At 39.9% G+C, this 13,865-nt stretch carries 13 protein-coding genes and 1 riboswitch; of the genes, 2 read left to right on the forward strand and 11 right to left on the reverse strand.

Annotated features, from left to right (window positions below; all coding sequences use genetic code 11):
* Positions 1 to 75 precede the first annotated feature (75 nt).
* From IGJ49_RS09910 to IGJ49_RS09925, 4 genes are all read right to left on the reverse strand, one after another.
* A complete protein-coding gene (locus IGJ49_RS09910; protein ID WP_023519995.1) occupies positions 76 to 1,332 on the reverse strand; it encodes a voltage-gated chloride channel family protein in 1,257 nt (418 codons plus the stop codon).
* A 51-nt stretch (positions 1,333 to 1,383) separates the two neighbouring features.
* Positions 1,384 to 1,451, reverse strand: a riboswitch (Fluoride riboswitch).
* A gap of 40 nt (positions 1,452 to 1,491) precedes the next feature.
* Positions 1,492 to 2,148, reverse strand: coding sequence for a FusB/FusC family EF-G-binding protein (locus tag IGJ49_RS09915; RefSeq protein WP_010734970.1), 657 nt, complete (start codon positions 2,146 to 2,148; stop codon positions 1,492 to 1,494).
* Between the two features lie 284 nt (positions 2,149 to 2,432).
* Positions 2,433 to 2,936, reverse strand: a complete 504-nt coding sequence (locus tag IGJ49_RS09920) for an HD domain-containing protein (RefSeq protein ID WP_010734969.1) — start codon at positions 2,934 to 2,936, stop codon at positions 2,433 to 2,435.
* A 123-nt stretch (positions 2,937 to 3,059) separates the two neighbouring features.
* Entirely contained in the window at positions 3,060 to 3,821 is a 762-nt protein-coding gene (locus IGJ49_RS09925) for a TrmH family RNA methyltransferase (protein ID WP_438723325.1), read from the reverse strand.
* Between the two features lie 108 nt (positions 3,822 to 3,929).
* Between IGJ49_RS09925 and IGJ49_RS09930 the strand changes: the two genes are divergently transcribed.
* Both IGJ49_RS09930 and yidC read left to right on the forward strand, forming a co-directional pair.
* A complete protein-coding gene (locus IGJ49_RS09930; protein ID WP_023519998.1) occupies positions 3,930 to 4,205 on the forward strand; it encodes an acylphosphatase in 276 nt (91 codons plus the stop codon).
* Between the two features lie 219 nt (positions 4,206 to 4,424).
* Positions 4,425 to 5,363: a membrane protein insertase YidC gene (gene yidC, locus IGJ49_RS09935; RefSeq protein WP_010734966.1), complete on the forward strand. Its 939-nt coding sequence runs from the start codon at positions 4,425 to 4,427 to the stop codon at positions 5,361 to 5,363.
* Positions 5,364 to 5,422: 59 nt separating this feature from the next.
* Here yidC and glyS read toward each other — a convergent pair whose 3' ends face one another.
* From glyS to IGJ49_RS09970, 7 genes are all read right to left on the reverse strand, one after another.
* The gene (glyS, locus tag IGJ49_RS09940; RefSeq protein WP_023519999.1) at positions 5,423 to 7,492 is read right to left on the reverse strand and encodes a glycine--tRNA ligase subunit beta; all 2,070 of its coding nucleotides are present in this window, start codon (positions 7,490 to 7,492) and stop codon (positions 5,423 to 5,425) included.
* Between the two features lies 1 nt (position 7,493).
* Complete coding sequence (gene glyQ, locus IGJ49_RS09945; RefSeq protein WP_010734964.1) at positions 7,494 to 8,411, reverse strand: glycine--tRNA ligase subunit alpha; 918 nt, start codon at positions 8,409 to 8,411, stop codon at positions 7,494 to 7,496.
* A 375-nt stretch (positions 8,412 to 8,786) separates the two neighbouring features.
* The gene (gene recO / locus IGJ49_RS09950) at positions 8,787 to 9,590 is read right to left on the reverse strand and encodes a DNA repair protein RecO (protein ID WP_023520001.1); all 804 of its coding nucleotides are present in this window, start codon (positions 9,588 to 9,590) and stop codon (positions 8,787 to 8,789) included.
* Positions 9,591 to 9,871: 281 nt separating this feature from the next.
* Positions 9,872 to 10,771: a GTPase Era gene (era, locus tag IGJ49_RS09955; RefSeq protein ID WP_010734962.1), complete on the reverse strand. Its 900-nt coding sequence runs from the start codon at positions 10,769 to 10,771 to the stop codon at positions 9,872 to 9,874.
* A 13-nt stretch (positions 10,772 to 10,784) separates the two neighbouring features.
* Positions 10,785 to 11,192: a diacylglycerol kinase family protein gene (locus IGJ49_RS09960; protein WP_029594236.1), complete on the reverse strand. Its 408-nt coding sequence runs from the start codon at positions 11,190 to 11,192 to the stop codon at positions 10,785 to 10,787.
* On the reverse strand, positions 11,176 to 11,652 hold the full coding sequence (gene ybeY, locus IGJ49_RS09965) for an rRNA maturation RNase YbeY (RefSeq protein ID WP_438723329.1): 477 nt from the start codon (positions 11,650 to 11,652) through the stop codon (positions 11,176 to 11,178). The genes IGJ49_RS09960 and ybeY overlap by 17 nt, the downstream gene beginning before the upstream one ends.
* 20 nt (positions 11,653 to 11,672) lie before the next feature.
* The gene (locus IGJ49_RS09970) at positions 11,673 to 13,862 is read right to left on the reverse strand and encodes an HD family phosphohydrolase (protein ID WP_010734959.1); all 2,190 of its coding nucleotides are present in this window, start codon (positions 13,860 to 13,862) and stop codon (positions 11,673 to 11,675) included.
* Positions 13,863 to 13,865 lie beyond the last annotated feature (3 nt).

A 13,865-nucleotide genomic window follows, 5' to 3' on the forward strand; every position in this document is an offset into this window, starting at 1 on the left:
TCCAAATTTAGGAGTTTGTCTACAGTCTGAGAAGTTGCGTTTCATGCAACTTCTTTTTTTCTTTCAATCAGTAAACTATTCTCTCTGATCATTATTCATTGGTAAAAATAAAATCCCTTTTTTGATCATTACTTTTTGTGCGGAATAGATTCCGTTATTTCCCGAACACATGAAACTGATCAAACAAATCATAAAAAAGAAACTAGCTGCTTCTCCTCCAAATAATTCGATGCCCATGACAAAACAAGCAATGGGTGTATTCGTCGCTCCAGAAAACACACCGATAAATCCTAATGCAGCTAGAAAAGGAATCGAAACATGCAGGATGGGCGCTAAAGTTGCCCCTAGAGTTGCACCAATCTCAAACAAAGGGGTCACTTCCCCACCTTGATAGCCAGCGCCTAAAGAAAGGACAGTAAATCCTAACTTACCGATAAAATCATAGGCATGTGCTTTTCCGGCAAACGCATCTTGCAATAAAGGCAAGCTAAGTCCTAAGTAGCGTTGTGTTTGTAAAATCATTGCCACAACTACGACAATTCCTCCACCTATAAAATTTCTAGTGATTGGATGTTTGAACCATTTCAGATACCACTTTTTCAAAAAGACGATTGAACGACTAAAAACCCAACCAATAATCCCAAAAGCGATACCCGCCACCATCAGTTTGCCAAAGAGTGCAGGACTCCACCCTGGAATTTCTCCCATCTTATAATGGATATGTGTGACACCAATCCTTTCGGTTACGAAGTTAGCAAATAAAGCAGCAAAAAAGCTGGGAAAGATCGCTTCTGTACGCATCTTTCCGATTGCTAGTACTTCAAGTCCAAACAATGTGCCTGCTAAAGGTGTCCCAAACACTGAACTAAATCCTGCACTGATCCCACTGATGACCAGCACCTCTCGCTCGATAGGACTCAATTTTAATCCCCTTGCTAGATTTTCAGCTAAAGCGCCACCCATTTGGACTGCTGTTCCTTCTCGACCGACAGAACCGCCAAAAAGATGCGTCGTGATCGTACCGAAAAGCGTTAAAGGAATCAATCGGAGCGGGATTTTTTCTTCCCCACCATTCCCTTGATCAATGACCAGATTATTCCCACGACTAGCATTCCCACCGTATCGTTGATAAAGAAACGCAAATAATGCCCCACTGACAGGTAATAGATACAATAACCAAGTATGTGCTTCTCGTAAATCCGTCACCACAGTTAAGCTATTTAGAAAAAAAGCGGAAAGTCCTCCCATTAGTACGCCTAAACAAGCAGTGATCACTAACCATTTCACCATATATGTCCCTATTTTGAATGGACTAAGTAACCGTTGATCCATTTTTCTATTCCTCCCCACAAAAAAAGCCTACTAAAAAAACGGATTCTCCGATTTTTAGTAGGCGTCATTAGTCATCTATCGATCGACATTTAAAGGCGAACACCATCACCTATTCATTTACAGAAAGTTTATCATACATTCTCAAGAAAAACAATGGCGCTATTTTTCTTTCTTCACGATGTCTGTAAATTCATAAAATGGTGCCAGCTTTACTAGTTGCTGATTGCACTGATCACTATCATGACAAATGTAATTTCCTTTTTTAGTATACGTGCCATCTGATCCTGATTTTGTCGTGGAAAGAAACATCGAAACACTCGAAGTCTTATGGCAAATCGCGCATACTCCTTTGATGATCGTCGGAGAAAGTGTGCCATGGACACCTTGTAGCCGCTCATCTGCATAATAAAGCAGATATTTCTTCTGTGTTCCTGGATCATTCCAGCCCACATAAGTATGCTCTTTAAGATCCAATGTTTGCCAATCTGGGTGTTTCAACTTTTTTACTTTTCGGAATATTTTTTCCACTTGGATTTTTGATGGTTGCTTGAATGGCGCAACATGTTCTTTTAAACGTTCGAGCAATTCTGTCGCTTTTTCTTTTTTCAAGTTTGTATCCATAACTTGCTTCACAAATGGTTCAACTAAGGCGATTACTTGTGGATCATTTTCTACTACCTCATTGATTCTTTCTGTGGCTAATGCTTGAACGGTTGCGACAGTTTTTTTATCATTCACTGAATGATAGACATTTAACAGTTGCTCGATTTCTCGTTTGATAAAGAAATATTGATACGTTTTGATTGTTGTTTCCATGATTTTTTGAGTCCTTTCTTCTTTCAAAAGTAGCTACTTTGAAGAAAAAAGAGTCCTTCAACAAAGTTAGCTTAATAACTGAAGTCCTTGAACTCTGCTAAATAAGATACGTATGGCATCTTATCATCACCCCCTTTATGCTTTTTTCATCTATGTACATTCACCTAATAAAGAGTTAACCTTATAAATCTTATTTCGTCAACTACTTTCGCAAAAAAAAAAAAACAGTCAAAGGTTTCCCATGATCGGGACCTTCGACTGTTTCCGTTCGGCTGGTCAAATAGTTAGATCGACTGTTCTTTTCCAAAATATCGTTGCCATTTTTGTTTCATTGTATCCGTTACTGGTTGCGCCGCTTCTTTCACTGCACAATACTTGTCAACAAATGTCACAATATAGCTTTCTTTGTATTTTGGTGGAGCGATCGTTGCTCCCCACATATGTTTCAAGATGATGTCGCGCTCTAAATCAGAAAGTTCAGTAATCTTTTCTGCATTTTTCACAGCGATCCTAGGATGCACATACGCATGTGTGCCTTCATCAAATTTTGTTGTACGCCAGTCATAATAGAATAGGTCATGTAAAAGTCCTGCACGTGCAGTAGCTCTTGCATCTCCACCCCATTTTTTTGCTAATTTGTAACTGTAATAAGAAACACTGATTGAGTGTTCCAATCTTGTCGAATGTACATGTTGGATATAATCAGCTAATTTTTGTACTGCTTCTGTTTCTAATAGATCTTCGATATAAGACATGTATTCTTCGTCTTCACGCCATTTTTCTGTCATAATTTTCGATCTGCCACCTTTTTGAATTTCATTTATCGTTGAAATTGTACATAGTATATCATTCATGTTCGGAATATTCTAGTGAGGTTGATTAAAAATCCAAAAAGCTTAATAGTTCCTTAATCAAGAAGAAAGATGATACAACAATATGCCGGTAGCTACGCCGACATTCAATGACTCAGCATGGCCATTCATCGGGATGTAGATATTTTTATCAGTTAGCGCCAATAATTCTGATCGCACCCCTTGCCCTTCATTTCCCATAATGATCGTATAATTTTTTGTTGGTACGACGGTTGGAAGAGAAACAGCTTCTTCATTGAGTTCTGTTCCGTATATCGCAAATCCTTTTTCTTTCAATTCAGGAATGAGCGCGTCTAACTCTTGTGAGATAACTGGTAAATGGTAATTGCTTCCCTGCATGCTTCTTAAAACTTTGGTGCTATAAATATCAGCTGAGCCTTTCCCTAAGATCACACCTGCTAAACCAAACGCATCTGCTGTTCGGATCATCGTTCCGACATTTCCAGGATCTTGGACATTGTCTAAAAGCAACCAGCCTCCTGTATCTATTGACACTTGGCTAACTTCTAGCGGCATCACTGCCACGATTCCTTGTGGTGTTGGTAGATCAGAGATCACCGCCATCACCTCATCAGTGACTAAAAAGCAATCCAATGCGTGTTGTTCGACCCATGTCCTCCATTCTGACCAGCCTCGTTCTGTCAGAAAGATCTCTTTAGGTATGACTTTGGCATTCACAGCTTCTTCGATCAAGTGAAACCCTTCAAGCAGGTACTCCTGTCCTTCTTCGCGGTGCTTCTTTTTATGTAATTTTTTTATTTCTTTGATTCTAGGATTTTTTGCTGATTGAATTTTTTTCACGTTTTCCACCTCACTTTATTATAGCATGGAATCAATCGTTGGGCTTGTTAGTTTTATAAAAAATCGTTATCATAAATTTATCAAATAGAGGAAAGAGTGGTGCTTCAAATGAAAAAAGTTAAAATGAATGTGCAAGGGCGTGTCCAAGGTGTAGGTTTTCGTTATATGACAAAAATAGTAGCTGATCAATTGGGCGTGACAGGAACAGTTAAAAACGAAGAAGATGGTTCGGTGACGATCGAAGCCGCTGGTGAGGAGGAAACCATCGATCAGTTCATCAAAGAAGTCAAGTTATCCCCTAGTCCCAGTGGCCGTGTCCAATATGTCGACTTGCAAGAACATCCGATGATGGAAGAACGAAAGAAATTTGATGTGATCGGCTAAATGTTTCTTCTTGAAAGCACATATGAAGAAAGTCGTTGTTGCCGTCTACTGGAAGATGATCGTTTCAATTCTCTGTTCTTTTATGTGCGCTTCCCTGTCCTTCCCATGATCGGTTAAACTTAAGGGAATTATTTGAATTTTCTATGAAGTTCATTGAATTATTCTCATATTTTTAGTATAGTTAAGCTTGTGTAAAAATTTTAAAAGAGGAAGTATTTTATGAATAAATGGAAAAATTGGTTACTAGGTTCTGGTCTTGTAACACTCTTACTTTTCTTATCTGGTTGTGTCAGAATGGATGCTGAAGGAAACCCTGATACATCTGGAATCGTCTATCGCGTATTAGTACAACCTATGGGACAAGCGATTACATATCTCGTGCAGAATTTCAACTGGTCATACGGTTGGGCTGTTATCTTGATGACTGTGATCGTACGAATCATCATTTTACCTTTAGGAATCAGTCAATCGAAAAAGACAATGATCCAATCTGAAAAAATGCAAGCATTGAAACCTCAAGTCAGTGCCGCCCAAGAAAAACTAAAAGCGGCAACGACCCGAGAAGAACAAATGGCTGCACAAGCAGAAATGCAACAAGTGTATCGCGAAAATGGGTTAAGTATGACTGGTGGAATCGGTTGTTTACCTTTATTGATCCAAATGCCGATCTTCTCAGCGCTGTACTTTACTGCTCGCTATACAGAAGGTATCCGTGAATCGACTTTTTATGGTATCGACTTAGGAAATCCAAGTTTAGTCTTAGTTGCGATTGCCGGGATTGCTTACCTAATTCAAGGGTACATCTCAACGATCGGTATTCCTGAAGAACAGAAAAAAACGATGCGCACCATGTTGATCGTTTCACCTGCGATGATCGTCTTCATGTCGATCAGTGCTCCTGCAGGAGTGACCCTTTACTGGGTAGTCGGTGGAATCTTTAGTTGTCTACAAACATTTATCACCAATGTGATCATGAAGCCACGCTTAAAAGCTCAAGTCGCAGAAGAATTGAAACAAAATCCACCGAAACAAGTCGTGACACCTCGAAAAGATGTGACACCTGAAGAAGCGACGAAACCAACGAAAAAAATCAATACACAAGCAACCAAGAAAAATGCTAACGGTCGAAATGCCGGTAAACAGCAACGTAAAAAATAAAAGGTTTGGGATGTTCGCATCCCAAACCTTTTTTGTTTCAAGCTTTTACTTGATCCGTCTTATTTTGTAATGATTTGATCCAGACTAGCAATACTTAATGCCATATCAGCAATTTGTTGCAACTGTGCTAAACGGTTGTTACGGACAGCTTCATCTTCGACCATGACCATCGTTTGATCAAAATACTGATCGATAACTGGTCTTAAGCTGACTAATTGCTCATAGTTCTCTTTAAGTGTACGTTCCGCAAACTGAGCTTTCACTTTCTCAACTGCTTCGTACAATGCTTGCTCTGCTTCATTTTCAAACAGGCTTGTATCAATCTCATTCGTTGTTCTTTCGGCTTTTTTCGCTAGGTTCATCACACGCGTCAAAGCTTCCATCGATGGTTTGAAGTTTTCATCTTGCAAACGTTCCTTCAACAGACGTGCAGCTGCAAAAACGGTTGTCAAATTACTTTCCTTCGCATTCAAGACAGCATCGATCACATCGTGGCGAATGGCTTTTGTCATCAATCGTTGGCGCAAACGACCTTTGATAAAGTCGATTACATCAGTTCCTTGAACGAAAGCTAACCCGAAACGCTCTTGATTTTCATTGATTGCAGCATTCACTTCTTGTTGTAATTGTGCCAATGGGAAAGCCCATTGTTTTGCTTCAATGATCCGAACGATACCATATGCTTGACGACGTAATGCGTAAGGGTCGTTTGAACCACTTGGCACCATTCCTACAGTAAAGAAAGAGAAAATACTATCTAATTTATCGGCAATGGCTAAGACTGCACCAATCGTCGTTTCTGGCAATTCACCTTCACTAGCGATCGGTAAATAATGTTCACGGATCGCTGTCGCAACCGCTGGATCTTCTCCATGCAACAACGCATATTTTTCACCCATGATTCCTTGAAGTTCTGGAAATTCTCCAACCATGTTCGTCACTAGGTCAAACTTATAGATTTCGCCGGCACGTTGTAATGCAGCTAGTTCTTCCCCCGATAAACCGACAGATTTACCGATAACAGATGCAATCACTTGCACACGTTGCATTTTTTCATAAATACTACCGATCTTTTCATGGAAAGTCACTGATTTCAACTTATTGACATAATGCTCGATTGGGAATTTTTTGTCTTCATTGTAAAAGAATTCCGCATCTTCTAAACGCGCCGTCAGTACTTTTTGGTTCCCACGAATAACGTTATCTAGCTTCACACGATCGCCATTTCGTACAGCGATAAAATGTGGTAAGAGTTGACCTTCGGCATTTCGAACATCAAAATAACGTTGGTGTTCCTTCATGGAAGTCACGAGTACTTCTTCCGGTACAGATAGATATTTTTCTTCAAAATCACCAGCAAAGACAGTTGGATACTCCACTAGATTATTGACTTCTTCAAGTAGGTCTTCATCAAAATCGATGTGCCAATCATTTTTTGTTGATAATTGAGTCGCTTGTTCCATGATCATTGCTCTTCTCTTTTGTGGCGAAGCAACTACAAATTGTTCAGATAGCTTTTCTTCGTATTCTGCTGGATGAGCAAATGTCACATCTTCACCTAAGAAACGATGCCCACGAGAAGTACGTCCAGTTTTCACATCTAAAAATTCAAACGGGATCACTTCTTCTCCAAATAGTGCCACGATCCAATGAATCGGGCGAATATATTCAAAGTCAAAAGAAGACCAGTGCATTGTCACAGGGAATGTCATGCTTTTAATCACATCGATCAATCCTGTCAAGACTTCGATTGCTGGTTTTCCTTGAGTATATTTCGTCACATAGACATATTCCACACCTTTGATTTCTCGGAAGGTGATATCGTCTGTCGTCAATCCTTGCCCACGAACAAATCCTTGAGCTGCTTTCGACCAGTTTCCTTCAGCATCTAATGCGATTTTTTTCGCTGGTCCCTTCACTTCTTCTTCACTGTCAGCCTGACGTTCTGGTACATTTGTTACTTTGATCGCCAAACGTCTCGGAGTAGAGAATGTCTCGATTGCATCGTAAGTCAATTGATTGTCCGTTAAAAACGCTGCTGTTTTTTCTTCTAATTGTTTCATGCTTGGTGTCACAACATGCGCTGGCATTTCTTCCAAGCCAATTTCTAATAATAAGTCCTTTGCCATCTTATTCACCTTCCTTAACAGTCGTTGGATTTTCTGATTGATTATTTAGCAATGGGAATCCAAGTTTTTCACGTTCTGCAACAAAGATTTTCGCCACAGATTTCGCCATGTTACGAATGCGAGCCAAGTAGCCAGCACGTTCAGTCACAGATACTGCACCACGAGCATCTAATAGATTGAAGGTGTGACTACATTTTAAAATGTAATCATATGCTGGATGGACCAGATTTTCTTCAATACAACGTTTCGCTTCTTTTTCAAAACGATCAAAATTACTTAATAATAATTCTTGATCACTCACTTCAAATGAATATTTTGAGTGTTCATATTCAGGCTGTTTGAAGATCTCACCATATTTGACACCTGCTGACCATTCAAGATCATACACACTTTCCACTTCTTGGATATAAGAAGCTAAGCGCTCTAACCCATAAGTGATTTCTGAAGTGACTGGTTTACATGGCAAACCGCCGACTTGTTGGAAGTACGTAAATTGCGTGATTTCCATGCCATCTAACCAGACTTCCCAACCAACACCGGCACAACCCATCGAAGGGTTCTCCCAGTTGTCCTCAACAAAGCGGATATCATGTTCTAACGGATCGATCCCTAACAAACGCAAGCTTTCCAAGTAAAGTTCTTGGATATTTTCTGGTGATGGCTTCATCACCACTTGGAATTGATGGTGTTGATATAACCGGTTAGGATTCTCACCATAACGACCATCAGCTGGTCGACGTGATGGCTCAACGTAAGCGGCATTCCAAGGTTCTGGACCGATTGCTCGTAAAAACGTGTAAGGGCTCATTGTACCTGCCCCTTTTTCTGTATCGTATGCTTGCATCAGCATACAACCGTTCGATGACCAAAATTTTTGTAATGTCAAAATCATTTCTTGAACTGTTTGCTTCTTACTCATATAATTACCCCTTTCATCTTAACCAAGAATCAAAAATAGTAACAAAAAAAGTCCCTATGTTTGCGTAAACAAACATAGGGACGAATATCTTCGCGGTTCCACCCTACTTCCGAGCGACTCGGCAGCTTCGTTGATCGTACTCACAAGTGCCTCTTCAAAAACCGTTAGCATTCGGCTCACACTCTCCCGAACTCGCTTGTGCCACTTGATTTTCTACTGATCTTGATCATCGTACGTATGTGATTATTGAATATCCTTTATAAATGACATTCGTCTATTGAAAAAACAATAGTTACTATCTAGGCTTTATAATAGACGTTAACCAAGTACTTTGTCAAATATTTTTGAAAAAAATCCATTGTTTCAAACATTTTTTCATTCTTCTGCAGGATTTTCCTTCGTTGCCTCATTGGTCGGTTTCATGATATGTTCCCAACTTTTCATTTGATCAATAAACTTTTTACTTTTCAAATGGATGCCTACGTATTCTTCATATAACAGATCAATCAATTGGCGAATCTTTTGTTTGGTTTCTTCTTTGAGGTCGATCCCGCTGATGCGATCATACGAGATTGCTGAGAAGAGCCGTACGAAGTGAACTGCACGTGGGTCCGCGTGATACCGATAATGATCTAACTCCCAGTGATTTTCACATAAGACGCCACCATATTTGGATGAATAATCAAATTTTCCTTGCGTCTTTCCACACACTGCACAGTGGGTCCAAACTGGCGAGATCCCGAAACGTTGCAATAATTGAATCTCAAAAATATTCGTAATGATCTCTGGGTCATCTCCTTGATCCATGCGTTGCAATGCTTGGTGTGTGAATTGAAATAGATTCGGATCATATTGCCGATCCTCGATCGCCGCATCCACTAAGTTCAACAAATAAGTCCCGTAACCGCTAAGAAAAATATCTTCTTGTATCTTACGAAACGAGTGGACATCTTTTACACTGTTAACAAAGGACAAGCCTTCATTATGAAAATGACCAATATAAATTGCTTCCGTAAAAGGCAACAATGCGGGTGCAATCGGTTGATTTTGACGATGGATCCCCTTGACATAAAACATCATTTTTCCTGCCGATTCTGTAAATATCTTGACTAATTTATCTTTTTCCTTGTAGTTGCGACTAGAAAGGATGATTCCTTTTGATTCTGCAAGCTGACTCATCGTCACCCCTCCTCTGACTTTAACGTAAATTGCTTTTTTAAATTGAAAAGAAGGAAAAAGTCATGCGAGCATCCGTGAAGTCGAGACAAAAGTAACTATTACTTTTATTCCAGACTCTTAATTGCTTCCATGACTTAGTTGTCCTCTAACTTCTGTAACTGGATAACCGGTGCTCAAGAGCAACTCTTCAATAGTAAGGCGAAACGTGAAGAAATATGGAAAGCTATTTTCCCACGTTTCGCCTTACTATTCGGAGCTGACCGGCTTTCTCACAACCTTGTTTAATACTCGTCTTGACGATATCCAAAGTCTTGTAAATAGACTCGTTTGTCTCGCCAATCTTTTTGGACTTTTACCCAAAGTTCTAGAAAGACTTTGTCCCCTAGCAGATTCTCAATATCTCTTCGTGCTTTTGTTCCGATGTCTTTCAGCATCTTACCGCCTTTACCGATTATGATTCCTTTTTGACTATCCCGCTCGACAATGATCGTAGCTTGGATATGGATTTTATTATTCTCATTACGTTTCATCGTATCGATGACTACTGCGACTGAATGGGGTACTTCATCTCGTGTCAAAAACAAGACTTTTTCCCGAATCAATTCAGAAACGATAAAATACTCCGGATGGTCAGTGACTTGATCGTCTGGGAAATATTGCGGGCCTTCAGGCATTTCATCCACTAAGACCTCCATCAAACGTTCGACATTGTTTCCTTCTGTCGCAGAGATCGGAACAACTTGGGCAAACTCCATTTGTGAGGAATAATCTTCAATGATCCCTAATAACTCATCTGGATGGACTTTGTCGATCTTATTGATCACTAAATATACCGGTGATTGGACATTTTTCAAGCGTTCGATGATGAAATCGTCGCCTTTTCCTCTTTTTTGATCGGCGCTGATCATGAACAATACCGCATCAACTTCACGTAAAGCACTATAAGCTGTTTCTACCATAAAATCGCCTAAGCGATGTTTGGGTTTATGGATTCCAGGTGTATCAATAAAGATCAATTGTGCTTCAGGAGTCGTATACACTCCTTGGATCTTATTTCTTGTCGTTTGCGCTTTATCACTCATGATCGCGATTTTTTGACCAACGATCCGATTGAGCAACGTCGATTTACCAACATTTGGTCGTCCGACGATTGCTACAAATCCAGATTTATGTTCTGACATAATTACTCTCCTTTTAATTAAAAAACAGTTGATAGATTTTTGGACCAAATAAGATGATCCCCACGATTACAGCGAAGCAAGCAGTCAATAACACTGCCCCAGCTGCCATATCTTTGATTTTTTTCCCAATGGGATGAAAATGGAAGTCTGTGAACATATCCACTACATTCTCAAACACAGTGTTCATGATTTCGACGATCCATACGAGAAAGACTGAAAGGAGCAACCATAGCCACTCCATTCGATCCAATTGAAAGATGAACCCCATGATCAGAGCAATGATCCCAAGAGCCACATGTTTCTTCATATTTCTTTCTTCATCAAAAACGGTTTTGACTCCTTGTAAAGCAAACTCCACTGACATCAAAAAATGTTTGTTTTTATCTACTTTTTGTTCTTCTCTTTTATCTTTTAAGTCCATAAGCATCTAAAATCTCTTTCTGTAAGCCAAACATTTCCGCTTCATCTTCAGGTGTCATATGGTCGTAGCCGTTGATGTGTAAAAATCCATGGACGGCTAAGAAGCCTAGTTCGCGATCATAGGAGTGACCATATTCTTCAGCTTGTTCTTTTGCCCGATCGATTGAGATCATGATATCTCCCAATACACGAGGCATTGGCTCATCGTCCTCTTCAAAAATCACTGGGATCTCGTCTTCACCTTCATCTTCTAACGCAAAACTGATCACATCTGTTGGTGCGTCTTTGCCACGGTACGTACGATTGATTCCTTGGATAGACGGATTATCCATGAAGGTCACCGACATTTCCGTCTCATCTGATAAAGAAAGTTTTTTTGCCGCAAATTGAAGCAATTCTTCAATTTCTTTGATTTTCGTTTCAGATACAGTGTTTGTTTCATCGATAAATGTAATATCCATTAGTCATCGCTTCCTTCTTGCTATTCTTTTTCTTGTTTCATTTTTTCTGCTTCAGACTTCATTTTAGGGTATTTGATCCTTGAGTGGAAGGTACTGCTCAATCCACTAACAAGAGATTTTTCAACTTTGCGGATTTCTTTGAGTGTCAATCCACTATCATCAAGCTGACCATCAGAAATCCGTTCTTCAATCAAATTATGCACAAAAGCTTCGATTTTTTCACTGGTTGGATGATCCATCGCTCGCACAGCGGCTTCGCAACTATCCGCAATATTGACGATCCCAGCTTCCCGTGTTTGCGGTCTAGGGCCAGGGTAACGGAATTGTTCCTCTGTTACTTCGGGATTACGTTCTTTTGCTTTGATATAGAAATAACGCATCAAAGTCGTCCCATGATGTTGCTTGCAGATATCGATCACCATTTGTGGCATATCGTACTCTTCTAAAATCTTCGCACCGTCTGTCACATGCCCAAAAATAATTTGTTTACTATCTTCAGGAAGTAAAAAGTTATGGGGATTTTCCGCACCAGAAGGTAAGTTCTCCACGAAAAAGCTGGCATGTTTGATTTTGCCGATGTCATGGTAATAACAAGCCACACGTGTCAACAATGAACGCCCACCGATTTCAGCAACTGCATTCGCACTCAGATTCGCAACCATCATACTATGATGATACGTTCCCGGTGCTTCTTCTAACAATTGCTTCAATAATGGATGGTTCGGGTTACTCAATTCATTTAGAACGATCACACTGTCGTCATTCACTAATAGCTCAATATAAGGGTGCAGACCAATCGTCAGTAAATACGACAGAAATGCGCCCATGAAGCCACATACAAGTGTTAACCAAGTGGTGCCATCGCTAAAGCTCATGCCTTGATAAACCACTAAAACGACATCCATCAATAACGGAAAGACAACGACCCACATGATTGCTGGGAACCATTGTTCTGAAATACGTTGCCGTTTTAAAATGGCTGCTAAAAAGCCGGCAAATAGGTACGAGACCAAAATCACAGTCAAGAAATTCGTACCGATCGAATTGTAAAAAATGAATAGCGCTGAAACTGCTTGGAATAACGCAGCCATGATACCCGCTCTTCGATTCAAGAAAAAGTTTAAGACAAGCGGTACAAACGCTGCTGGGTAAAGTAACGGAATATACGTCGCTTGCTCTGTTTGAAAGACTTGGAAAAATTTCATCAATAAAATACTGATGGACATCGCTGTTACGTAGAAAAGAATATACTCTGTTCGTTTGAATAGATCTTTATACTGTAGTGAATTGTAGAATAACACACCAATTTGCAATAATACCGCTAGAATCATAGCGACAAGAGGAAAAATCGAAGTAGATTGACTCGTCAAACCTAACAACTCTAATTTTTTCATAGCAGCTGCATCGATTTGATTCCCTTCACGAACAATGATCTCCCCTTGGAAAATCATGACGGGTTGGATGGAGTCACGTGCCTCTTGCTTCAACTCTTCTGTTCGTTTTTCATTTAGCACATCATTCACAACAATGCCCTGATCGACTAAATAGCGGATCATTTCTTGTTGTTCTGCCGAAACATTCAAATACTGGATCTTATCATTTGCTTCTTGTTTGAAATTATCTAAATCACTTTCTCGAACTTGCTTACTCATTTGTTCGTCGATCAATTTCAAGCTTTCATCACGAACCGTCGTAATCTCGCTTTCTGACATATTCATGATCGTTGAGTAAAAACTATTTGGTAATTTTTGGTAGAACGCGACATCATCCGCATTTGAACTTTCGAATATTCGTTTCAATGCGGCTATCCGTTCTTCTACTGTTGGCTTTGGAACATTTTCATCTTCTTTTGCCTTACTGACTTTTTCTTCGTATTGTTTGTCGATCGTGTCATTCGCACGATCGATCAAAACAAACAGTTGATTGATCCGACGATCTTGTTCCGAAGCTAGGTCACTTTGGTAGGTGTACTCAGGTGTCACTGCTTCAGCTGCTAATTTCCTTTTTTGTTCGGTTTCTTCCGTGTTCTCAATCGTTTTATTGGCACGGATACTTTCTTCCGCTACTTGTCCCTCTCTAAAATCATTGGGCTTTTGCTTCACGCTGCTAAACGTGATCCCACACATCAATAGAAAGAAAAGCAATAAGAGAAAAGGTGCTGCAGCTTTCCCTAATTTCGCTTGAAGCTGCTGCAATATTTTGTTCAACATGTG

It is taken from the genome of Enterococcus sp. AZ171, from assembly GCF_051714005.1.
GTDB classification, from domain to species: domain Bacteria; phylum Bacillota; class Bacilli; order Lactobacillales; family Enterococcaceae; genus Enterococcus_B; species Enterococcus_B pernyi.